Below are 23,981 nucleotides of genomic sequence, written 5' to 3'. Positions count from 1 at the left end.
GTTGGAGGTGAAAATTATGAAGAACAACAACGCAAAAAAATGGATAAAGCGGGGAATAATAGGACTAACAGCAGCAGCTATAATATATGCCTCCATAAGCAGTTACCTGGCGCCGCTCAGCCTTGAAGCATACAAGGTTCAGAAAACGAGCATAGAGGACAGCTTCCAGGACGAGGGCACAGTCCTTTCAAAGGGGGAGCAGGACTACTATTCGCCGCTTGCTGCAAAGGTGAAATCACTAAATGCAAAGGAAGGAATGTCTGTACAAAAGGGAGACATCATAGCACAGCTTGACATAAGCGACAATGAATACAGCATCAGGCAGCTGGAAGGACAGCTCCAGAGCATCCAAGGACAGGAGCGCGGAGAACTCACTCTCAATCGGGATCTGGAAATCAAGAGGCAGACCATGCAGGTTGAAAATGCGCAAAGGGACTACCAGGATGCTATTGACAAATACAGCAAGGCCTCAGCGCTATACGAGCAGGATGCCGTATCAAAGCAGCAGCTCGATGATGCCAGGCTGTACATGGAAAAGCTAAAGGGCGTGCTGGATGACCAGAAGGTGGCTTTAGAGATCATCAAGAACAGTTACGGCGACCCCAATGCCACAAAGCAGTACTTTGCAGGCCTGAAAAAATCAATACAGGCCCAGATAGACCTGCTGAGGAGCAACACGTCCAAGGGCGTAATAAGGGCTGAGTCCGACGGAGTGGTTAGGACTGTGGATGCAAAGGAAGGCCAGTACGTCCAGTATGGAGAAAAGCTTATGACCACTATAGAGGGTACGCAAATCGAGATAGAGTCCATGGTGCTGACCGAGAACTCCGTTGACCTTAAAGAGGGCATGGGCGTTAGAATCACATTCGAGCACAAGCCCCAGGACTTCGTATTTGACGGAACGGTCTCGAGGATAGACCCCTCGGCGGAAGAGACTGTTTCGGCCATAGGCCTTGTCGAGCAGAGAGTCAAGACGATAGTGCAGCTATCGGGTGACACATCCATGCTAAGGCCCGGCTACAAGGTTGATTTGGACTTCATAATAAGCAAAAGCGAGGGCGCAATAGCCGTTCCCAAAAGAGCCCTCTTCAAGTACCAGGACAAGGATTCCCTATTTGTCATAAAAAGCGGCAAAGCACAGCTAAGAAACGTTACAATTGGTGCTGAAACAGAAGACATGTCCGTGATATCAAGCGGACTCGAGGAAGGAGAAATAATAATACTCGACCGCAAGGCAACAGGCCTTGCAGATGGCAAGCGAGTAGAACCGCTTGAATGATTTCCCGGAGAATGAAAAGCGCAATATCATAGCAATTTCGAATTGTCTGAGCGTAGCGAGTTTTCGAAATTGCAGATATTGCGCTTTTTCATGAGCCAAGAGGAAATCACAAAACGAAATAGAATGGCGAGACCATCATCTAAGCACACTCCACATATTCGTAATATCATTCGCACTCGCTGCAAAGCTTTCAGCCAGCTTTTTCCGCCTGCTGAGCAACTCATGGTATTCAAGCGAAAGAAGTCGCCCACCAGGCGATTTCTTCTCTATGAAGCGCTGCAAAAGCTCCTCTACGACGGTAATATCCTGAATGGCTCCGAGCTCATCCTGTATGGCTTTCATTCCATTTAGCAGATACTCTTCGACGGGCTGCAGCTCATTGAGCAATTCCACCATGTACCGGAAGCGCTTAAAGGCTATCCTGACCGTGTGGACGGATTTAAGATCATCCGTGTCCACATGGTCTATAAGCTCTACCACTTTGATGAAGGCTCTGTCCGTAGTCGACCGGAGGTTGCCGAGCAGCCCGTTTTCTCCAAAGCGTTCGGCCACCTCAAGTTTTACAGCTTTTGCGACCTTATGCAGAGGATAGATATCCATATCGGAGAGTTTCTTTTGAAGTTTGAAGGATAGCCTCTTCTCGCGCGATTCCAGATACTCCTCGAAAATACCAATGGAAGGAAAATCATTTATCATTTCATGTGCATAAAGCATTGAAATTTGAGTGTCCCGGATGGGGCTAAACAGTTTGTGAATCTCCTTTAGGCGCTTGAGGTGCTTTTGCGATATGGATTCATCAGTCTGAGAAACCGTGTCCAGAATCTCGACTGCTGACATTATGCGCCTTAGACAAACACGCGTGTCATGCACTGATTTTTCGGATGGATGAGCCTTGCATTTATTGAGCTCTGAATCCAGCTTGTGGAGCAGTTTGTCCAGATAATCGCCTATCAAATCAACTTCGCATTTCATAAAATGGCCTCCTCGAGCTTTAGTCATATTATATATATCTCCATAACAATATGAAAAAAACAAAAAAACTGCCGCGATAAACAGGCGGCAGCATTATAGCATCAACAAGAGCTGTGCTAAGGGATTTCTATGAAGCTGTGCTTTCTCGATTTGAAGCTGCATATGCTTTTGAAGCCGTAATCCTTAAGCATGCTGTAGGCAAAGTCGAAATCGGCGCATATATGCCCTGCGGTGTGGGCGTCAGAGCCCAGAGTTATTATCTCCCCACCCAGATTTTTGTAGCGCTCCAGTATATATGGATGCGGATGCGGACGCTCAAGACCGTATCTGAAGCCCGAGGTGTTCAGCTCAATACCCCTTCCGTTCTTGATGAGAACCTTGAGGATTTCGTCTATTATTTCGTCGAAATACAGCCAGTCTACATCCGTAGAGTCGAAGCCTCCGTATCTCACTATAAGGTCCTTGTGGCCGAGCACGTCAAACATCGCAGAATACAGCTTTACGTTTTCGAGCACGTTCTCGAAATACCTCATGTAGGCTTCATACTGCGTCTTGCCTATAAAAAAGTCGGGAGAACAAAAATCCATCCTGTCTGCAGCATGCACAGAGCCTATTATAAAATCGAAAGGGTACTTCGAGACGAGAGCTTCTATGTCGCTGTAAACATGAGGCTGCATGCCTATTTCAACCCCAAGCAGAAGCTCGATGCTGCCCTTGTACCTCTCCTTCATGGCATTGAATTCCTCGGTATACCTGTCGTAGTCTATAAGGAATGGAAAGTTGGGATCAGGGTAGTCAAAATCGACATGATCGGTAAAAGCCAACTCCCTAAGACCCAGTTCTATGGCTTTTTTCACCATCGCTTCCATGCTTTCGCTGCAGTCATCTGAAAAATGAGAATGCACGTGATAGTCGGAAAAATACAAAACAATCAACCCCCTCTATGTTTATTTTTATAGATTAACACCCAAAAGGCGTTATTTCACATGTTGACACATGAATATAAATGAATATACAGCCTAAAGAGCTCTATCTGGCCCTGGCCCTGTAGCTCATAACAGAGCCTGATACTATGAGAAGCATTCCGATGGCCACGTTGAGCGATATGCGCTCGCCCAGGAAAGCCATGGAAAGCAACGGAGCAAGCGCAGGTTTTATAAAAAACACAGAGGATGCCGTAACTGGGGAGGTCAGCTTTATGGCCTCCAAGAAGAATATGTATCCAAGGCCGGTTATCACAATCCCCATGTATATGATAACGGGAAGGCTCTCTGGTGTGATGCTCGAAAAAACAGGAGTGCCGTTTGCAAAGAGTACTGCAAAAAGAACTATCTCACCGGCTGCAAAAGTGAAGAAATTGAATATGAAGCCGCCGTATTTTGAGAGCCTCGATTTGCTCAGCACTGTGTAGAGCGCGAATGTCAGAGCGGATGCCAGAGCGAGAAGTATACCCCGTATGTCATAGCTTACGGCAAAGGGATTGAATATGCAAACTACGCCCGCAAGGCTTACAGAAAGTGCCGTTACCATTTTTTTTTCTATCTTTTCACCCAGTATGAAAAAAGCAAACGGCAGCGTAAACAGCGGATTTATGCTGAAAACTATAGCAGCCGTTGAGGCCTGAGTATGGACTACTGACAGCTGGTGGAGCACCATTGATATGGGTATGCAAAGCGAACCGAGAACAAAAAAATAAACGTAATCGCCCAGTTCAAGCTTTATGCTTTTCCTTCGCAAATCAGTGGCAGCAAGGGGAAGCAGCATTACAGCACCTATCAAAAACCTCATAAACGTAACCTGTATGGGACTCAGTGAGCCGGCTACGAGCTTGCCGGCAAGCTCCATTGTGCTGAATATGAAAGCGCACAATATAATATAGATATAGCCTTTTTTCATGAAATATACCTTCTTTTCTTAAAATGTTATGCTTGTGAACTTGAGCCATCACTAGCCACTATAATATGATACTCCAAAATCAGAATAAATTCAGCATCAAGGATATATAAAATTTTTCCGGTTAATTCGAAATAACAGCGATATTGTTATTGGGCATTGCCCAAAAGTCTGGTAGAATAGTAATTATACATAGATAAAAATAAAAACATGGGGATTTATTGAGATTATTATCCGTTATACACAAAAATAGTTTTGGGATGTGATTCGGGTTGAACGAGCAGTATTCGCAATTCATTTTAGAGGAGAACAAATATCTGAAAGGTGCTGTAGAAAAACTCCATATGGAAAACGATACTGTTCTGCTTCTCATAGAGTTCTTGGAGCTGCTGCTTAAGACCAAGGGCATAGAGAAGGTCACTAGGCTTGTAATAAAACACCTTTCTGAACTTCTCGGGGCAAAGAGAACTATGCTTATAAGGAAGGAATCAATGGAGGGGCTTTATGCGAGGTATATCTATGAGGACGGGGAGACAAAAAAGATAAACCTCATGCGCACCGAGCTTGGAAAGGACTATTTTTTCCTATATGTGGAGAAGGTCTACGTAATAAATGAGACTCCTGCCAGCATTGTAATGCCTATAAAGTACATAGGAGAAAACATAGCCGGTATGAGATTCGAGCTTGACAGCCTTGATGAGCTCGAACCCCATAAGATAGAAATACTCAAGCGCTACGGTCCAATATGCGGGCTGGTAATGAAAAACCAGATACTCCTCGAAGAGGTCATGAGCGAAAAACAGGTAATGCTTGAAAAGAACGCCATAATAAACGAGGAGAAAAAGATAATACTAGAGCAGAACAAAAATAGCAGGAGGGAGCTCAAGCTTGCTCAAAAGATACAAAAGAAAATACTGCCATCGGGCTACATAAATTTCGGTGACTACACCTTCTACAGAAATTACAAGCCGTCATACTATCTGGGCGGTGACTTTTACGATGTCATAGAGTGCAATGACGAAAACAGCATAGTGTTCTACATGGCGGACATATCCGGTCACGGCGTGGGGGCTTCCCTGCTTACTGTGTTTCTCAAGCAGACACTAAAAGGGCTTGTGAAGTACTATGAGAAAAAGGGAGAGCGACTTGTTCCTTCCAAGGTGCTCAAGAAGCTTCAAAAGAGATTCCTTGATATAGAAATGGACGAGGAAATGTATATAGGTATATTTATAGGCGTTATAGATATTGAAAGCCATACGCTCACAATATCGAATGCCGGACACAATGTGCCGCCTATGCACGTCAAGGGCTTTGAGAGGACTGTGGGCACATATGAAATTTCAGGACTCCCGATAAACGGCCTTGGGCTTGACCTGTTCGACTTTGACTATGAGGACAGGGAAATCTACCTTGAAAGTGGCGACAGCTTCATACTCCTCACTGACGGAGCCGTCGAGGAGAGGAATGCCCTGGGAGAGGAAATGGGAATCGAAAGGCTCAAGAGCATGTTCGTAAGGAATAAGGACATGAGCCTGGAAGAGCAGTTCAAGATAATGCTGCTTGAGATGTCAAGACACAGCAGGAAGAGCAGATTCGGAGACGACATCGCATTTCTTGCAATCCATAGAGAATACTAGATTACAGGCCCTGCTGGCAAATGGCGGGGCTTTTTTTATGAAGAAAACATATATTTTTGCTTTTCTGCTTTACTTTGATAAAGTAAGAAAGTATAATATAAGTCGGGGCAGACAAGCCCAGACTTATAAAACGCAAACAAACAAGGAGGACTGCTAGAATGAAAAAAAAATTATCTGTTTTATTGGCACTTATAATTGCAATCACGGGAGTGATTTTCACGGGCTGCGGCAAAACTCAGGAGACGGAAGACAAGTCGCTTGAGACTATCAAGGAAAAGGGTGAAATAATAGTAGGCCTTGACGACAGCTTCCCGCCGATGGGCTTTAGAGATGAGGCAGGAGAGATAGTTGGTTTCGACATAGACCTGGCCAAGGAGGCCGGCAAGAGAATGGGCGTAAACGTGGTTTTCAAGCCTGTTGACTGGGACGGAATAATACTAAGCCTCAAAAACAAGGAAATAGACGTAATATGGAACGGACTTACAATAACTGACGAGAGAAAAGAGCAGATAGGCTTTACAGCTCCTTATCTTAGCAACAGCCAGATAATAATAGTTCAAACAGGTTCGCAGTACAACGCTAAGGCAGACTTTGAAGGCAAGATTGTGGGCATACAGCTCGGAAGCACAGCCCAGGCAGCGCTTGACAACAATGCCGACTTTGCAGGAAAGCTGAGCGAAGTTAAGAAGTATTCAAACAACGTAGAGGCTCTGCTTGACCTTAAGGCTGGAAGGGTTGACGCAGTTGTAATGGATGCGGTTGTTGGAAGATACTACATATCCTCAAACAACGCGGGAGACACTTACAGGGTGCTTGAAGAGGACCTAGGAAAAGAATCATACGGAGTCGGAGTAAGGCAGGAAGACAAGGCATTCCTTGCGGAGCTTGACAAAGTACTTAGCGAAATGAAGGAAGACGGAACTGCTGCAGAGATATCTAAAAAGTGGTTCGGAGAAGACATAGTAAAATAGTATATACATCAAGGCAGGCAATGTCATAGGCATAGCCTGTCTTTTGAATTTTCGGTTAGTAAATAGCATGCATTTATGGTAAGATTTAATGTGGTAAAGCGATAACGCACAATAAGTTTTTTGGAGGACTCATATGGAATACATAATCAATACTACACTTTATATTCTCAAGGGTACTGTAGTGAGCCTTAAAATCTATGCAGTGACGGCCATATTCAGCGTGCCGCTGGCAATATTTTTTGCCCTGGGCAAGGTTTCAAAGCACAAAACGCTTAAAATAGTCCTTGAGGCATACACCTGGATATTCCGGGGAACGCCGCTTCTCCTGCAGCTGTTTTTTGCATACTACGGGCTTCCGATACTCGGAATAACTATGACGCCTTTCATGGCGGCCGCACTTACATTCATAGTGAACTATGCGGCATATCTGACTGAGATATTCAGGGCGGGCATAGAGTCTATAGACAAGGGTCAGTACGAAGCCGCGCACTCGCTGGGAATGAACTATGTTCAGACAATGAGAAGGGTAGTGATTCCGCAGGCGATAAGGAGAGTGCTTCCTCCAACCTGCAACGAAGCCATAACCCTTGTAAAGGACACTGCGCTTGTTGCAGCAATAGGCATGGCAGATCTTCTCAGGTCGGCAAAAGAGGTGCTCACGAGGGACTTTACGATAATACCGTTCGTAATCGCCGCACTTTTCTATCTTGCAATGAGCTGGGTTATAGTCATTGTGTTCAAGAAGATAGAGCAAAAATATACTGTGTACTAGTCGGGAGGTAAATTAATGATAGACGCTATTGACATAGTAAAAAAATTTGACGATTTCACAGTGCTTGACGGCGTGAGCCTCAATGTGAAAAAAGGCGAGATAATATCGGTGATAGGTCCTTCCGGATCTGGAAAAAGCACCCTGCTTAGATGTCTCAATAAGATAGAGGAGATAGACGAAGGCGTAATAAGAATAGACGGTGACCAGCTGAGCAAGCACAATTGCAGCAAGCTGGGGATGGTTTTCCAGAACTTCAACTTGTTTCCGCATATGAGCGCCATTGAAAATGTAATGGAGGCTCCTGTAATAGTCAAAAAGATGGGCAAAAAAGAGGCTCGCGAGCTGGCCTTAAGGATGCTTTCGGATGTGGGGCTCCAGGACAAGGCTGACGCATACCCGGGACAGCTTTCCGGCGGACAAAAGCAAAGGGTTGCAATAGCAAGGGCTCTTGCAATGAAGCCGGAGATAATACTATTTGACGAGCCCACCTCAGCTCTTGACCCTGAGCTTGTAGGCGAGGTGCTCGGCGTAATCAAAAAGCTGGCAGCAGAGCATATGACTATGGTAATAGTGACGCACGAGATGGCTTTTGCCAGAGAGATTTCAGACAGAGTCATTTTCATGGACAAGGGAAAAATAGTAGAAGAGGGCACTCCCAAGGACATGTTTGAAAATCCGGATCATCCGAGAGTGCAGGCATTTCTCAAAAGAATGATGCAGGATTAGAACAAAAAAATAGAACAACAAAAGCGACTTGAAAATTATATGCTGATTTTCCAGTCGCTTTTTATTTTGGTAGTATGTCGTCAATCTGCAGTGTGTTTGATTTTTCAAGGTCGATAAAATCAGAGCCTACGAGTATGAGCGGCCTTGATATGTTGTTGAGGTTCATCTTCACTATCTTTGCGTGCTCTCCCGTATTTAAAACCACATCCGCGCCTTCGTAAAAGCTTGATATGTTCTTTACAAAATTCATGGTGCATTTTACATCCAGCTTCTCGTAAGACTTCCTCTGAAATATTTCAAGCACGCTAAGCGGAGAGGTTCTCCTGTGGTAGACCCTCTTAGATGTGAGGGCGTCGAATATGTCGGCTATTGCTATGACCTTTGCAAATGGATGTATCTGATAACCGTACAAGCCTAGCGGATAGCCGGAGCCGTCCTCCTTCTCGTGGTGCATAAGCACGCCCAGGCTGACGCTTTCGCTCATATAGTTAATCTTGCGTATCATCTTGTAGCCAATTTCTGAGTGCTTCTTTACGAGATTGAATTCCCAATCGGAAAGCTTGGAGGGCTTGTCTAGTATGCGGCTGTCTATGCGCGTCTTGCCTATGTCGTGAAGCATAGCCGTTCGGGTGAGTATGTTGAGCGTGGCGTTGTCGTACCCCAGCCATTTGCCGAGCATGCAGCTGAGCGCAGCGACGTTTATTGAATGCTTGTAGAGGGTATCCTTGTGTTCGCGGATTTTCATTATGTAGCTTATCAGCTCGCCTGTATTAAAAGCAGTTTCCACTATGAGCTCGGTTATCCTGTTGAGGTGAACCACGTTTATTAGCTTTTCTGAGTCGGCCGCAAATATTTTGTTCTTGAGCTGCTCTGAAGCCAAATCCACAAGTTCTTCAATACGCTTTTCGGCGTTTGATGGCGCTTGACTTGAAGTGCTCTGTGTGCTGAGGCTAAGGTGTCCCGCCATGTCATCGGGCTTGTATACGAATACTGAATCTGTGTTTGAACTGATTTGAAGCTTTTGTATTATAGCTTCAGACATTACTGTACCCGGAGCAAGTATGCGAACGCCGCGATGGTCGATTATCTCCTGCGCCAGAATCATTCCCTCGCGAAGGTCGTCCGTGCTTATTATCAATTTGTTGTCGCTTTGAATTATTGACAAAAGACGTCCCTCCTGAGTAAACATATATTTGTATGTAACTATGATACTATGGACGGTGAGAAAATAAAAGTACATATAGCCAACATTTATTCTGCAAATTTATAGATTTTAAAACATAATGGGCGCATTATAGGGTATTAAATACTATAGCGATTTCCGCATCAGAGTCATTTTGACAAAAAAATCAAATCAGGGAGGTTGGAAAAATGAAGAAGCTGATATATCTGGGAATTCTTATATGTGCGATGGCAGTATCGCTTGCAGGCTGCTCTAAGGAAACAGACACCGGAGAGAAGGCACAGCAAGATCAGAGCCAGGAAAGCCAGAAAAGCGAAAAAACACTCGACCAGCTCAAGGAGGAAATGAAGCAGCTAGTATCAAAGCGAAGCCCAGGAGAAGGCGTATACTATGAATATACTGTCACTGTGGAGGGCGGAAGCGGCATGCCGGAGTCGGCAATGGCTATGAAAACATGGCAGCAGGGCGAGAATATACGGACTGAGACCCTCGACCAGAGCGGACAGGTCATGTCAGTACTCATAAAGGAAGCCGGGGAGGACTACATATTGATGTATAATCCGGCTGAGAACATAGCCATAAGACAGGACATAACCTCGTCTGAAAGCATGCAGGATGATTACGACATCAATACCTCAAGCGATGATGTCAACTGGGATGGCGTCGTGGAAATAAAGGATGACGATGTGGATGGCAGAAATGCCAAGCTGGTTGTACTAAAGGATGAAAGCACAGGTCAAAATATAATAAGCAGGATGTGGATAGACGAAAAAACGGGGCTTGTCGTAAAAAGTGAAGTTGAGGCCGATGGGAAGATCGTGTCCACAATGAAAATAAAGAACATAAAAGAAGGCAGCTTCGGCGAGGATACCTTCAAGCTTCCGGATGACGTAAAGGTGATGAAAATAGAAGATATGATGCCGACTCAGCCTTAACAGCCAATAAACATGCAATATGCTATTTTCTCAATATTGACAGCATGCCTATAAAACATTAAAATAAAATTGTAATTGTTACAAAAGTGTAAATCGATGCTATCAATAAAAAAGGAAGATGGATATTATGAAGAGCAAAATGAGCATAGACACCCTTGGCGAATATCTAAAGGACAACGGGGTCAAGCCCTCATATCAAAGACTAAAGATATTTGAATATCTAGTGCAAAACAAGAACCATCCTACGGTCGACACAATTCACAGGTCACTTTTGCCGCATATACCGACACTCTCGAAGACAACAGTTTACAATACGCTCAGCCTTTTTATTGAAAAAGGCATAACTCAGCTTATAACAATAGAGGAGAACGAGGGCAGATATGATGCCGACGCAGCAAGCCACGGGCACTTCAAGTGCCTGGAGTGCTCAAATGTATATGATTTCGAATTTGAAATTAAAGATAGCGGAGTAAGCGGAATAGAGGGCTTCAAGGTGGAAGAGAAGCATCTTTATTTCAAAGGCGTCTGCAAAGACTGTCTGAGCAGAAAATAAAATTACGGAGGTGTTCTTATGAAAGCTGTCAGCATAAAGGAAGGCATATACTGGGTAGGAGGCATCGACTGGAACCTTAGAAGTTTCCATGGTTATTCAACTCAGAGAGGTTCGACCTATAATGCATACCTGATAGTGGACGAAAAGATAACACTTATAGACACTGTCAAGGGCTACCTTGCAGATGAAATGATAAGCAGGATATCGAGCATAATTGATCCATCAAGCATAGACTATATTGTCTCAAACCACGTTGAAATGGATCACTCAGGCGCGCTTCCGAGAATGATGGAAATCGCAAAAAATGCAACAATAATCACATGCGCCAGCGGGGAAAAAGGTCTTAGGGCCCACTACAAGAAGGATTGGAGCTTCAAGGTCGTAAAATCGGGTGACAAGCTTGAGCTTGGCAAGAGGAGCCTTGAATTCCTGCTCACGCCTATGGTGCACTGGCCTGACAACATGGTATGCTACATGCCGCAGGAGAAGATACTATTCTCGAACGACTCGTTCGGGCAGCATCTTGCATCCTCGGAAAGATTCGATGACGAATATCCAATAGACATAGTCATGGAAGAGGCCAGAAAGTATTATGCCAACATAGTGCTTCCCTACGGAATGCAGGTTCAAAAGGAGCTTGAAGCAGCCAAGGGGCTGGATATTGAAATGATTGCGACAAGCCACGGAATGATCTGGCGTAAGCATATTCCCGAGATAGTGAGTCTCTATGCTGACTGGGCTTCCAACAGAACCTCGAAAAAGGCTGTTATAGTATACGACTCCATGTGGAAGTCAACTGAGGCCATGGCATCACGCATAAAGTCAGCCTTCGAGGAGAAGGGATATGTTATAAGATTTCTGCATCTTGAGCACAACCACATATCGGATGTCATGACGGAGATAATGGATGCGGAGTATATATGCGTGGGCTCGCCAACGCTAAACAACAACATGCTTCCTACGGTAGCGGCATTCCTGGCGTATATGAAAGGACTCGCGCCTAAAGGAAGAAAAGCTATAGCCTTCGGTTCTTTTGGCTGGGGAGGACAAAGCATAGGACTTGTCAAATCAGAGCTGGAGCTTGCGGGCTGCGACGTAGTTGCAGAAATAAAGCAGCAATTTGTTCCTTCAACTGACGAGCTTGACAATATAGAAAAGATGGTGCTTGAGATCATATAAAAAACATAGCAGCAGATATATAAAGGTAAAGGGATGATAGCCGTGAGCAGTATAGTTATTCTAGACAGTGCAGCTTATGTGAGACATCGGATAAAGGAGATTGTCCGAAAATATGGCATAAGGCTGCATGAGGTTGGGAATTCGAGCGAGCTTTTCACGATGCTTCAAAAGAAAAAAGATGAAATTTCGCTTATAATAACAGAACTTGAGCTGGACAAGGAAAACGGGTTGGAAGTAATAAGAAGAGCCAAGTCGAGAGGCTATGAGATTCCGGTGATAGTCCTGACGGCGCAAAACAAGAAGGACACCTTTGTCAAATCAATAGAGGCCGGCGCCTCGGACTACATACTCAAGCCGTTTGAAGATGAATTTCTTCTAAGCAGGATAATTTCGAACATGAAGGCGGATGAGCAAAACGGCAGCGCTTCCCTGGGAGCCAGAAGGGTGTATATGGATTTCAACAAGTACATTTCAGGTGAACTTCGGAAGGCTGAGAAGGGTAATTACAGCATTTCACTAATCATGAGCGTTATAAACAAGGACAGTGCAGACTCGGGCTATGGAATGAAAGCCGAGGACAAGCTCTTTAGAGAGCTCTACAGCAAGATAAACAGCCTGTTTTGGGACACGGACATATTCATGAGCTTTGGAAACCAAAGCTACATAGGAGTGCTTCCCTTTTGCACTCAGGAGAACACTAGCGTTGTGGATGAAAAGATAAAGAGTCTTTTTGATGAAATAAAAATAACGGATGAACGATTCAAAAATTATTCCGTAGAAAACACTTTTGTCACATTCCCGACGGAGATATCATCCAGGGAGAGCCTGTTTCCGATGCTTACAGACAAGCTAAGAGCGGGCGAAGAAGCATAATCGGGAGGTGACTCAACATGGACAAGGCAAAGTACAAAGTCGCCACCGAGATCAAAAGATGCGAGCTGAATATGGCGATAAATGAAAATAAGCCGATAGATGTAATAAATTCCATTGCAGAAGAAATACTGAGGCTTGCGGATGGGAAGTATGAGCTATCGGAGATACTCGACAGCGTTGCATATAAAAAATATTTGGAGTACTTGGAGAAGCTAGCTCATATCAGTTAATGCCAGCCGCATATTCGATGGAGGTGTTTGCATTGAAAGTTAAAGAACTTATGGATATACTCAAAGGTCTTGATCAGAACAGGGATATAATAATAATTACGCCCAACAGGGACTATGATATCGTGGGAGTCAGAGAGGTCGAAACGATAGAAGGGCTCGATGAGTTTTATGCCATAGAGTACGAATAGGTTGCAAAAATAAAGCTTCATAGCCAGATATTTAAATGGAAAAGCCCTGCATGGCCGCTTTGATTGCGGTTTGATGCGGGGTTTTTTGGTATAATAGGAACAGGAGTTCTCATATCAGGAAAGGGGTGACGCCATGCAATTAAAATATGTGCTTTCTCGTGCAGGTGGCGGCAAGACAAGCGCTGTCTATGAAGATATAAGGAAATGCATGGAACAAAACCAGGCTGTAAAGCTGGTGCTTATGGTGCCCGAGCAGTTCACGCTGCAGGCGGAGACTGACATAATAGCTTCTCTGGGCAGTGCGGGGATAATGCAGTTGGAGGTCCTGAGTTTCCAGAGGCTGGCGCACAGAATACTCAGCGAGGTAGGAGGAATAAAACGTGTTCAAATAAACCAAAGCGGAAAGGCCATGCTGCTTCGGAGCATAATAGATGCAAACGCAGGCGAGCTGACGCTGTATGCGAAGGCCTCAAGGCAGGAGGGCTTCCTCTCGAAATGCAGCGCACTCATAGACGACTTAAAAATGCAGGATATAGCTCCCCAGAATCTAATGGCGTGCAGCGATGCCCTGGAGGAGGGTATGCTCAGACTCAAGCTGAGGGAGCTGGGCCTAATATATGAAAAATATACACAGGCACTGGAGGAAGGCTATGTTGACGAGCACGACTGGCTTAGGCTTCTGTCTCAAAGAATCAGCTCGAGCAGGCTGCTTGAGGGAGCGCATGTCTGGATAGACGGTTTTAGTGGTTTTAGCGCAGGCGAGCTCAGCGTAATAAACGAGCTTGTAAAAAAGGCGGCACAGGTCAGCGTAAGCCTCACGATCGACACGGAGCGGGGGCCGGACTATGAGATTTTTGCTGCAACCAGAAGGACAATGAAGGCGATTTCGGCATCTGCCAGTGAGGCGGGAGCCGGCGAGAGCACATGCAAGGTGCAGCTTGAAGCTGCAAGGCCTCCCGAGCTATTGCACCTGGAGAGAAATCTGTATGCCTACCCGTTCTCGAGATATGCAGGGGATATGGCCAGCATAAGGCTGTTTGCGGGCTCGAGCAGGCACAGCGAGGTTGAAAACGCAGCTATAGAGATAATAAAGCTCGCATCCGGCAGGGGCTACCGCTGGAGGGACATCGCCATAGTCACAGGCGCGCTCGAGGACTACGCGCAGATAATCAAAAGGACATTCAGCGAGTATGGCATACCGGTCTTCATAGACGAAAAAAGACCGATTACAAACAATCCTATAACAAGATTTGTTCTAGCGGCGCTAGACATTGCGGTCAGGGATTTCAGATATGAAGACGTATTCAAATTCATAAAGACCGGTTTTACGGAGCTTGAGCGGAGCAGCTGGGAGCGCCTTGAAAACTACGTACTAAGATACGGCATAAAGTCATCCGCCTGGCTGAGCGAGTTTGCACTGGGCTCGGACGAGGAGCGCTTGCTGGCAGAGCAGGCGCGCATAAAACTAGTGCCTCCTCTTGCAGGCCTGAAAAAGAAGCTCGGAAAAAAGAAGACGGTGAAGGAATTTACGAGCATCATATATGACTTCATGGTAGAGCTTGACATGCCTGAGAAGATAGAGCGATGGACTCAGCGCCTCATGGATGATTCCAGGCTCGAATACGTAAATGAAAACACCCAGATCTGGAACATAGTAATAGAGATATTCGACCAGATGGTTGAAATGATTGGTGACATGAAGGTTGACATACGCGAGTATGCCGGTATACTCTCTGCGGGCTTTGCAGAGCACAAGATAGGTGTAATACCGCCGACGATGGACCAGGTGATAGCAGGCAGCCTCGAAAGGTCGAAGAGCCATGAAATAAAGGCGCTTTTCGTGCTCGGAGTCAACGACGGCGTGCTTCCTGGCGGGTTTTCGGACGAGGAGCTCATACTGGACGATGAAAAACTCATAATGAAGGAGAATGGGGTCCGCATAGCTACAGACAGCATTACAAGGGCCGAAGAGGAGAAGTTCTCGATATACACATCCCTTTCAAAGCCGAGCGAACTTTTGCATATGAGCTATGCCATAGCTGACGAGGAAGGCAAGGCCCTAAGGCCCTCGATTATAGCGGATAGAATGAAAAAGCTCTATGCAGGCCTTCAGGTGGAATCAGATATAGTAGTCGACTCGGACAGGCGGCTTGCAATGCTGGTATCTCCTTTCCCGGGCCTAAGGCAGCTCTCCGAGCTCATAAGGCAGGAAATGGAGGCGTCGACAGAAGACAGCCTCTGGAGAGACCTGTATTCGTGGTATGCATCCAGTCCGCAGTGGAGTGAAAAGTCCGACATAGTATGCGAAGGGCTCTTCCACAAAAACCAGCAGGAGTATATGGGAGGCGGGCTCGCATCCAGGCTTTATACCAGTCCGCTTAAATCGAGCATTTCAAGGCTTGAGAGATTTGCAAACTGCCCATTTGCGCATTTTGTCAACTATGGCCTCTCGCCCAGGGAGCGGCCTGAATACACTGTATCAATGCCTGATATGGGAACGCTTTTCCACTCCTCAGTGGAGAAGTTTTCTAAGGAGATTTCAGACGAGAACATAAGCTGGAGAGAGCTGAAGCGAGAAAAAAGCGACGAGATAGTCGAGCGCGTAATAGACAGCATGGTGCCGGAATTCGGCAGCGGGGTGCTCTACAGCAGCCACAGATACAGCTACCTTGTAAACAAGATAAAAAGGGTCGGCAAGCGTGCGGCCTGGGCTATAGTGGAGCACATAAGAAGGGGAGAATTTGCGCCTCTGGACCACGAGGTGGAGTTTTCGGAATGCGGCAGCATCCCGGCCATAGTGATAGAGCTGCCGGGAGGAGAGAAAATAGAACTTTCGGGCAGGATAGACAGGGTGGACATATTGGGAGACGGCCGTGAAGGCTATGTAAAGATAATAGACTACAAGTCGGGCAGCAAAAAGTTCACGCTCTCGGATGCATACTATGGGCTTCAGATACAGCTGCTCGTATATATGGACGCATTGCTTGAAAACAAGCAGCTTCTCGAGTTTGACGAGCTCCATCCGGCCGGAGTGTTCTACTTTAGGATAGACGATCCGCTTATAGATGCAGATAAGCTGGGCGAGGACGACATAGAAAAGGGCATATTAAAGCAGCTCAAGATGAACGGAATAGTTCTGAAGGATGTAAGCGTTGTAAAGGCAATGGACTCCGAAATAGAAAGCGAAAGGTATTCGAGCATAATACCGGCAGAGGTCAAAAAAGACGGCGAGATATCCGAGCGCTCAAGCGCAGTCAGCGAATCTGAATTCAGGGGACTCATAGGTCACGTGAAAAATATCATACGCGAGATAGGCTCGGAGATACTAAAGGGCAAAATAAAGATACAGCCGTGCAGGAGCGGCAGCGAGATATCCTGCAGCTATTGCAAATTCAAGTCAATATGCCAGTTTGACACGCTTTTGGAGGACAACGAATACAGGAACATAAAGAAGCTTTCGGATACACAGGTGAGGGAGCTGCTTTCGGGAAGGGAGAGTTCAGATGACAAAGTGGACTAAGGAGCAAGAGACGGCAATAACTGCAAGACGCAAGAACCTTCTGGTGTCTGCCGCCGCGGGCTCGGGCAAGACTGCAGTGCTAGTTCAGAGGATAATAGAGCTAGTGCTGCGAGATCGCGTGGACATAGACCGGCTTCTGATAGTGACCTTCACAAATGCGGCCGCTGGCGAAATGAGGGAGAGGATAATGTCTGCGCTTGCAAGGGAAGCTGAGAAGGAAGGCGCCGACAGCGAATATATAAGAAGGCAGATAACATTGCTGAGCAAATCGTTCATAACGACGATGCACTCGTTCTGCATAGACGTGGTAAGAAGCAACTTCCACATAATAGACATAGATCCGTCCTTCAGGATAGCTGATGTGGCCGAGGCTGCAATACTCATACAGGAGTCTGCTGATGAGCTTTTCGAGGAATGCTACAAAAGGGCGCATCCTGACTTTATAGAACTGGTGGAGGGCTTTGGGGGAAACCGCGAGGACACAAAGCTGCAGGAGCTAATGCTGTCAATTTACGGCTTCATACAAAGCCAGCCATATCCTCTTGAGTGGCTCGAGCGGAGCGTGGAGAGCCTCAATGTAGGCGCTGATGAGATTGAGGACACAAGCTGGGGCCGCACAATAGCCGAAAGCTTCAGCTCGGAGCTCGAGGGCGCCGCGGACATACTTAGTCAGACGGGTTCAATATGCGCTCTTCCGGGAGGTCCGAGCGAATATGCGGCAACTCTGAAAGCCGACATGGAGAATGTGGCCGCTCTTAGGGCTTCGCTTGAAAGCGGGCTCTCCGGTTTCTATGCCCTGATGCCTGGCATCAAGCATGCAAGGCTGGCAACAATAAAGAAGGAACGCAAGGATGAGATAGACGAGAGGCTTCAGGAGGATGCGAAAAAACTCAGGGAGTCCTACAAAAAACTGATAGACTCCATGAAAAGCGACGTAGAGGGGACGACTCTGCAGGAGCACGCGCGGCAGCTTCAGCGAATGCATCCGCTCATGAAATATCTTAGCGGCATGATCGGCGAATTTGACGGGATATACAGCGCCAAGAAGCTGGAAAGGGGCCTGCTCGATTTTAACGACCTGGAGCACTATGCGCTGAAGGCACTGGAGAGCGATGAGGTCAGAAAGGAGCTCTCTGGAAGATTTGAATATATATTTGTCGACGAATACCAGGACAGCAACATAGTTCAGGAGACCATAATAGGCAGGATAAAAAGAGAAGACAACCTATTTCAGGTGGGAGATGTAAAACAGAGCATATATAGATTTCGCTTGGCTGACCCGACGCTGTTTATTGAAAAGTACGAAACCTACAGCAAGGACGGCAGCACAAAGGATCTCAGGATAGACCTGTCTAAGAATTTCAGGAGCCGAGAGGAGATACTCGGAAGCATCAACTTCATATTCAGGCAGATAATGTCAAAATCGCTCGGGGAGATAGACTATGATGAGGAGGCTTTCCTCTACAAGGGCACGGAATTCGAGGAATGCATGGGCTCGCCGGTTGAGATAAACATAGTCCAAAAAGGAAGCGACGGGCTCGATGTAGGCAGCGAACTCGAGGAGATGAGCGACATAGAGGCGGAGGCGAGGCTCACTGCATCAAGGATAAAGGAAATCGTGGGAGGGATGACTTACGACCCGAAGCTCGGAGCCTACAGGCAGATAGAATACAGGGACATCGTGGTACTCCTTAGGACTGTAAAGAGCTGGGCTTCCGTATTCACACAGGTGTTCAGGGAGGAAGGCATACCCGTCTACTCCGACGAGAGCAGCGGCTATTTCGACACCGTTGAGATGCAGATTTTCATAAACCTGCTGAGGCTCATAGACAACAAGAGGCAGGACATACCACTGATAAGCGTCATGAGATCGCCAATAGGCGGGTTTTCCATAGAGGAGCTTGTGCAGGTCAGGCTTGCCAGCAGGCAGTCAAGCTACCATGAGGCCCTTGAGAACTACGCGTCTTCCTGCGATGATGAGCTTGCGGAAAAGGTCAGGCGCTTTACAGGCAGGCTGGATGAGTGGGCTGACGAGTCAAGGATGATGAGGCTGGATGAATTCATATGGAAGCTGCTTGTGGACACCGGTTACTACTACTATGTGGGAGCAATGCCGGGAGGGGAGCAGAGACAGGCGAATCTGCGCATACTCGTTGACAGGGCGGGCCAGCTTGAGAAGTCAACCATAAGCGGACTTTTCAACTTCATAAGATTCATAGACAGGATGCTAAGGAGCAGCTCAGACATGGGTAGCGCCAAGGTGCTAAGCGAGAATGAGAACATAGTGAGGATAATGAGCATACACAAGAGCAAGGGCCTGGAGTTCCCTGTGGTGGTTATGGCCGGCCTTGGCAAGAAGTTCAACCTTAGGGATTCGAGCGCAGAAATCGTACTGCACAAGGATCTGGGAATAGGGCCAAGGTATGTCGAGCCGCAGCTGCGCTTTTACAGAAGGACTCTGCCCCAGATAGCAATCAAAAAGAGAATCGACATAGAGAGTCTCTCGGAGGAGATGAGAATACTCTATGTTGGCATGACAAGGGCTGTAGATCGGCTCATAATGATTGGAAGCGTCAGAGACGTCGAAAGCTCGGCCAAGAAATGGTGCAGACAGCTTGGCACATACAGCCTCGCGAGCGCGCTCGGCTTCATGGACTGGATATGCGCGGCTGCAGTCAGGCATAAGGATGCGCTTGCACTGCGCAGGCTGTGTGAAAATGAGCAGCTGCACGTGCTGTCTGACGGTCTCTCCTCATTTGATGTAAGGCTGCTGGACAGGTCACATGTGAGCATAGCCGAGGTGGAAAGGAGAAGGCGGGCCGAGAGCTTTGAAAAAGAGCTGAGCAATCTCAAGGAAAGCCCTGAAAATGGAGAGTTCTCTAAACTGATTTCCTCAAGATTCTCATGGAAATACCCCCATGCTGAAACAGTTAGCATACCTTCCAAAATATCTGTCACCCAGCTTTCAAGGATTTCAAAGGAAGGCTACGAGGGCTCTGCCTACAGCATACCGTCGCTTTCCAAATCTCCTTCATTCGTGGAGGGCAAGAAGGGCTTCACTGCCGCTGAGAAGGGAAGCATAAATCACTTTGTAATGCGCCACATAGACATGGAAAGGACGGCCAGTGAGGATGATATAATGCTCCAGGTGCAGGAGCTGGTCTCAAGGGAACTGCTTTCGCAGGAAGAGGCGCAAGTGGTGCAGGCAGGCATGATGCGGGACTTTTTCAGGAGCGAAATAGGCGAAAGGCTAAGGAAGGCACAGGAATCGCATAGGGAGGTACCCTTCGTCATACAAAGGAAGGCGTGCGAGGTAATGCCGGAGCTTGAAGGCTGCGAGGACCCTATATTAATTCAGGGGATTGTAGACTGCTATTTCCAGGAAGACGGAGAGCTGGTGCTGCTCGACTACAAGACGGACAGGGAGCAGGAGGGAATCGAAGAGAGCGCCGCACAAAAATACGGGGCGCAGCTCGAGCTTTACAGGGAGGCCCTTGAAAAGCTGACCGGAATGAAGGTAAAGGAGGGGTATATATATCTGCTGAGCATTTCAAAGCAGGTTCGCATATTCTAAGAAACCACATATAGATCAAACAAAAAAAGGGCTGTCTCAAAACAGGAAAAATAAACCTGTTAGAGACAGCCTCTTTGATATTTCTCAGTACTATTTCATGGCTGCAATGTGGGCGATTTCAACTATTTCAAGTGCACAGGACCTGCTCAGGTCTATGAATTCGGCTCCAGACAAAATAAGAGGCCTGGATATATCCGAAGGGTTTATTTTAACTATCTTGGCAACCTTTCCATTGCTTAGGCGGACGTATTCTCCTATGTAAAACATCGAAACCTTCTGCAGGAATGTCGTGAGGCAGAGGGGGTCCAGTTTTCCGCAAAGCTCGCTTTTGAGGACCTCGAGAGCGTGAAAAGGTGACTCCTTGCCCTTGTAGGGCCTTTTGGAGGTTATCGCGTCGAAAATATCGGCAACGGCTATAATTTTTGCAAATGGGCTTATTTCCTCTCCGCGCAGGCCTAAGGGATAGCCGGAGCCGTCAATTTTTTCATGGTGCATGAGTATGCCGGAGGCTGCCATGGGGCTTATGTGGCGTATGTCCTTGACAAGTTCGTATCCCAGGATGGAGTGCCGCTTGATTGCAGTGAACTCCAGACGTGTCAGACATCCAGGTTTGTTGAGTATGCGCTCGTCTATCTTGACCTTTCCTATGTCATGCAAAAGCGCAGACTGCGCGAGCATCATCAGCTCGCTCTCTGTAAAGCCCAGCCATCGGCCCAGCATTATAGAAAGCACAGATACATTTACGCAGTGCCTTTGTATGTATTCATCTAAAGAGCGTTCCTTGACTATGCTTTCCAGAACTATAGAGTAGTCCCTGAAATTCTCAAGCAGCTGTACAGACATGCCCTCGACTGCCCTTGAATCGAGTTTTCCGCTCGATTGGACATCGCGTATTACGGATTTTATTCCGTTTGAAAGCTGCTTTAAGCATACCTCTGTCCTGACTATGCGTTTTACCCTGCTGTTTCGTGACGCCATCACATCTTCAGCAAGCTCAACTTGTATGCATGCGAGCTTATAGGGGAATCTTTCCTTGAGCCGTGACACAATGCTATCATTTAGAACGACGCCCCTGCTCACAATGCAAGAGCCGTTCGAATCGAAAAAATCATCGCCCAGGATCATGCCGGCGTTTAGGTTTAAAACAGGAACTGTTGTGGTTTTATGCTGCATAAAAACACCTCCGGCAGTGATGCATAGGAATTATGATGCTGAGGATATGGGGAAATATACCTATCATAAAAATGAATATAACACATATAGTCCTGATTTTAAAGCTGGTAAATTCATTTTTGTGAATTTTTATAAATTGTCTCCATCTAGTATTGGAATCATTATTATGAATTTGCAGCCCTTCCGATACGAACTGTCCAGAATTATTCTCCCTTTGTGGTTTTCTATTATTTTCTGAGTTATTGCAAGCCCAAGGCCCGTACCGCCCGTCTTTGGATTCCTGGAGGATTCGCCCCTTACAAAAGGCTCGAACAGGTCACCTTTGAAATCCTCTGATATGCCAACGCCTGTATCACGTACTATTATGAATGCTGAGTCCTCTGTGGCCTTCAGCTTTATGAAAAGCTCAGTGCCTCTGCCGCTGTACTTTATGCTGTTGTTTATTATGTTTCCGATTGCCCGCTCCAGTTGCTTTGGATTTACAAGGCATTCCACAGGCTGGTCGGGTATTTCGAAATCGTACTTCATATCATTTTGCTCCAGCTCGTCGATATAGTTGATTATAATCTCGCGCGTCACCTCGCAAATGTCAAGGCGCTGGAAATCCCTTGTGCCGCTCTCGGTTCCGAGTCTGGACAACTCGAAAAGGTCCTGTATCAGGCTGTTTGCGCGTCTGGCATTGGCAATAATTATATCCAGATATTTATCGACGGTTTCCGGGGGCAGGTCCTTTTCATTCTTAAGAATTTCGCAGTAGCCGAGTATGTTGGTGAGCGGGGTCTTGAGGTCGTGAGATATATATAGCACCAGGTTTTTCCTGTTGTCCTCAGTCTCCTCGCGCAGGTTTATCTCATTTTCTATCTTCTGGGCCATCTGGTTTACAGCGTCACGCAAATCCTCAAATTCGTTTTTGGAGCTGAATTTAATGCGCGTGCTGTAGTCTCCGGCAGATATGGTCTTGACTCCCTGAAGCAGCTTGTTTATCGGAGATATGATAAGAGACGAGGTTATCTTGGCGTATATAAGAAGCACCATTATAAGGCTCACTGTGAACGTCTTAAGAAAGACCTGCATTACGTTTTCGGCCTTAGCCGAGCTGCTTGATGCCGAGGTTGCAAACAGCACGAGGCTTTGCTGCTCTTTTACGTTCAGGAATTTGTAGCGGGGAGTGTTGCTGAGCATCAAATCCAGCATGTTTTCCTTGGGATATCTGTAGCCTATGCTGTGAGGGCTGTTGTACTGCTGTGTTATTCTGAAATTAGAGTCGAGTATCTCCACATACGAGACATCCGACACGCCGTATTTCTGGCAGGCCTTGTCTATGCCGTCCTCAACTATGCTGCTGTGCAGGGCTGAAAGATCAAAGTTGTCCGGTTCTATGTTTTTTTCGACATAAGAAAATCCAAAGAAGGAGGTTGTAACCGTCACTGCAATCATGAGAAAAAACAGTATAAGGTAGTTGAGAAAAAACTGGGTCGATATTGAGATTTTTCTGTTGAGCAGCCCTATGCCATACTTACTTAGCTTTATCATCTTTATCATCCATCCTGTATCCGATTCCCCTTATGGTTTTAATGTATTCGGGGTCCTTTGGATCTGTCTCAATCTTGTCGCGCAGATGGCTCACATGAACCATGAGCGTGTTGTTGTCACCCACATAAGGTTCGTCCCATACGGACTCATAAATCTGTTTCTTGGTGAATATTTTGCCCGGATTCTCCAAAAAAAGTCTGAGCATCTTGAATTCCTTGGGGTTGAGCTCTATGGAAACGCCGTCCTTTTCGACGGAATAATCATCAAGATCCATGACAATGCCGCCGTTGCGCAGCTTGTCCTCAGGGGCCTTCATGGGGTTGTATTCCATGTACCGCCTGAGCTGGGCGTTTACACGAGATATGAGCTCTATCACGCTGAAAGGCTTTATCACATAGTCGTCGGCGCCAAGCCCCAAGCCGAGAATCTTGTCTGCCTCCTCGGTTCTGGCGGTAAGCATTATGACGGGGACCTTGCTGCGCTTTCTTATGCGCTGCAGCAGGGCGAAGCCATCCATCTCGGGCATCATTATGTCGAGTATTATAAGGTCAATCCTCTCGCGTGTAAATATTTCAAGTGCCTCAACGCCGTTTGACGCTTCGAACACCTCGTAGCCCTCCTTTGCAAGGTGGAGTGTTACAAGCTGACGTATATCCTCTTCATCCTCTGCTATAAGTATGTTGACGTTCATTGTGGCCTCCTTTGAAAAATAAGCATATAGATACATATACCCAAAACATCTGCGGACATAGCTTATTTTTGTGATGAACGCGTCAGAGGAGCCATATAA

20 protein-coding genes are annotated in these 23,981 nt (G+C 46.5%); 13 read left to right on the top strand and 7 right to left on the bottom strand.

Features of this window, described 5'->3' with window-relative positions:
- The first annotated feature begins 16 nt into the window (after positions 1 to 16).
- Positions 17 to 1,279, top strand: coding sequence for an efflux RND transporter periplasmic adaptor subunit (locus GT589_RS02685; protein ID WP_293395596.1), 1,263 nt, complete (start codon positions 17 to 19; stop codon positions 1,277 to 1,279).
- A 135-nt stretch (positions 1,280 to 1,414) separates the two neighbouring features.
- On the opposite strand, the gene GT589_RS02680 is transcribed toward GT589_RS02685, so the two are convergent.
- From GT589_RS02680 to GT589_RS02670, 3 genes are all read right to left on the bottom strand, one after another.
- On the bottom strand, positions 1,415 to 2,251 hold the full coding sequence (locus GT589_RS02680; protein WP_293395593.1) for a CHAD domain-containing protein: 837 nt from the start codon (positions 2,249 to 2,251) through the stop codon (positions 1,415 to 1,417).
- Positions 2,252 to 2,367: 116 nt separating this feature from the next.
- Positions 2,368 to 3,177, bottom strand: a complete 810-nt coding sequence (locus tag GT589_RS02675; RefSeq protein ID WP_293395591.1) for a histidinol-phosphatase HisJ family protein — start codon at positions 3,175 to 3,177, stop codon at positions 2,368 to 2,370.
- Positions 3,178 to 3,280: 103 nt separating this feature from the next.
- On the bottom strand, positions 3,281 to 4,147 hold the full coding sequence (locus GT589_RS02670) for a DMT family transporter (protein WP_293395588.1): 867 nt from the start codon (positions 4,145 to 4,147) through the stop codon (positions 3,281 to 3,283).
- 269 nt (positions 4,148 to 4,416) lie between these two features.
- Here GT589_RS02670 and GT589_RS02665 point away from each other — a divergent pair, with 269 nt between their 5' ends.
- The 4 genes from GT589_RS02665 (at position 4,417) to GT589_RS02650 (ending at position 8,250) form a co-directional block, all read left to right on the top strand.
- Positions 4,417 to 5,781: a PP2C family protein-serine/threonine phosphatase gene (locus tag GT589_RS02665; protein WP_293395585.1), complete on the top strand. Its 1,365-nt coding sequence runs from the start codon at positions 4,417 to 4,419 to the stop codon at positions 5,779 to 5,781.
- A 158-nt stretch (positions 5,782 to 5,939) separates the two neighbouring features.
- Positions 5,940 to 6,752: an amino acid ABC transporter substrate-binding protein gene (locus GT589_RS02660; RefSeq protein ID WP_293395583.1), complete on the top strand. Its 813-nt coding sequence runs from the start codon at positions 5,940 to 5,942 to the stop codon at positions 6,750 to 6,752.
- A 133-nt stretch (positions 6,753 to 6,885) separates the two neighbouring features.
- Positions 6,886 to 7,524, top strand: coding sequence for an amino acid ABC transporter permease (locus GT589_RS02655; protein ID WP_293395580.1), 639 nt, complete (start codon positions 6,886 to 6,888; stop codon positions 7,522 to 7,524).
- Between the two features lie 15 nt (positions 7,525 to 7,539).
- Positions 7,540 to 8,250, top strand: a complete 711-nt coding sequence (locus GT589_RS02650) for an amino acid ABC transporter ATP-binding protein (RefSeq protein WP_293395577.1) — start codon at positions 7,540 to 7,542, stop codon at positions 8,248 to 8,250.
- 61 nt (positions 8,251 to 8,311) lie between these two features.
- Here GT589_RS02650 and GT589_RS02645 read toward each other — a convergent pair whose 3' ends face one another.
- The gene (locus GT589_RS02645; RefSeq protein WP_293395574.1) at positions 8,312 to 9,415 is read right to left on the bottom strand and encodes an HD-GYP domain-containing protein; all 1,104 of its coding nucleotides are present in this window, start codon (positions 9,413 to 9,415) and stop codon (positions 8,312 to 8,314) included.
- Between the two features lie 206 nt (positions 9,416 to 9,621).
- Between GT589_RS02645 and GT589_RS02640 the strand changes: the two genes are divergently transcribed.
- The 8 genes from GT589_RS02640 (at position 9,622) to addA (ending at position 20,485) form a co-directional block, all read left to right on the top strand.
- Positions 9,622 to 10,368, top strand: coding sequence for a hypothetical protein (locus tag GT589_RS02640; protein ID WP_293395571.1), 747 nt, complete (start codon positions 9,622 to 9,624; stop codon positions 10,366 to 10,368).
- Positions 10,369 to 10,495: 127 nt separating this feature from the next.
- Positions 10,496 to 10,921 carry a Fur family transcriptional regulator gene (locus GT589_RS02635; protein WP_293395568.1) on the top strand — a complete coding sequence of 142 codons (426 nt, stop codon included), beginning with the start codon at positions 10,496 to 10,498 and terminating at the stop codon, positions 10,919 to 10,921.
- 18 nt (positions 10,922 to 10,939) lie between these two features.
- The gene (locus GT589_RS02630; protein ID WP_293395565.1) at positions 10,940 to 12,100 is read left to right on the top strand and encodes an FprA family A-type flavoprotein; all 1,161 of its coding nucleotides are present in this window, start codon (positions 10,940 to 10,942) and stop codon (positions 12,098 to 12,100) included.
- A 42-nt stretch (positions 12,101 to 12,142) separates the two neighbouring features.
- Entirely contained in the window at positions 12,143 to 12,973 is an 831-nt protein-coding gene (locus GT589_RS02625; RefSeq protein ID WP_293395562.1) for a response regulator, read from the top strand.
- Positions 12,974 to 12,990: 17 nt separating this feature from the next.
- Positions 12,991 to 13,203, top strand: a complete 213-nt coding sequence (locus GT589_RS02620; RefSeq protein WP_293395559.1) for a hypothetical protein — start codon at positions 12,991 to 12,993, stop codon at positions 13,201 to 13,203.
- Between the two features lie 32 nt (positions 13,204 to 13,235).
- A complete protein-coding gene (locus GT589_RS02615) occupies positions 13,236 to 13,391 on the top strand; it encodes a hypothetical protein (protein WP_293395556.1) in 156 nt (51 codons plus the stop codon).
- Between the two features lie 133 nt (positions 13,392 to 13,524).
- Complete coding sequence (gene addB / locus GT589_RS02610) at positions 13,525 to 16,911, top strand: helicase-exonuclease AddAB subunit AddB (RefSeq protein ID WP_293395553.1); 3,387 nt, start codon at positions 13,525 to 13,527, stop codon at positions 16,909 to 16,911.
- Positions 16,895 to 20,485, top strand: coding sequence for a helicase-exonuclease AddAB subunit AddA (gene addA, locus GT589_RS02605; protein ID WP_293395550.1), 3,591 nt, complete (start codon positions 16,895 to 16,897; stop codon positions 20,483 to 20,485). The genes addB and addA overlap by 17 nt, the downstream gene beginning before the upstream one ends.
- Positions 20,486 to 20,575: 90 nt before the next feature.
- Here the strand turns inward: addA and GT589_RS02600 are convergent, their stop codons facing one another.
- The 3 genes from GT589_RS02600 to GT589_RS02590 form a co-directional block, all read right to left on the bottom strand.
- Positions 20,576 to 21,658: an HD-GYP domain-containing protein gene (locus GT589_RS02600; protein ID WP_293395547.1), complete on the bottom strand. Its 1,083-nt coding sequence runs from the start codon at positions 21,656 to 21,658 to the stop codon at positions 20,576 to 20,578.
- Positions 21,659 to 21,787: 129 nt separating this feature from the next.
- The gene (locus tag GT589_RS02595; RefSeq protein WP_293395544.1) at positions 21,788 to 23,200 is read right to left on the bottom strand and encodes a sensor histidine kinase; all 1,413 of its coding nucleotides are present in this window, start codon (positions 23,198 to 23,200) and stop codon (positions 21,788 to 21,790) included.
- On the bottom strand, positions 23,175 to 23,882 hold the full coding sequence (locus GT589_RS02590) for a response regulator transcription factor (RefSeq protein ID WP_293395541.1): 708 nt from the start codon (positions 23,880 to 23,882) through the stop codon (positions 23,175 to 23,177). The genes GT589_RS02595 and GT589_RS02590 overlap by 26 nt, the downstream gene beginning before the upstream one ends.
- Positions 23,883 to 23,981: the final 99 nt, after the last annotated feature.

The sequence above is a fragment of the Peptoclostridium sp. genome (assembly GCF_009881055.1).
In the GTDB taxonomy this organism is placed as follows: Bacteria; Bacillota; Clostridia; order Peptostreptococcales; family Peptostreptococcaceae; genus Peptoclostridium_A.
Note: the sequence above shows the minus strand (reverse complement) of the source record. Positions and strands in the feature narration are given on the sequence as shown.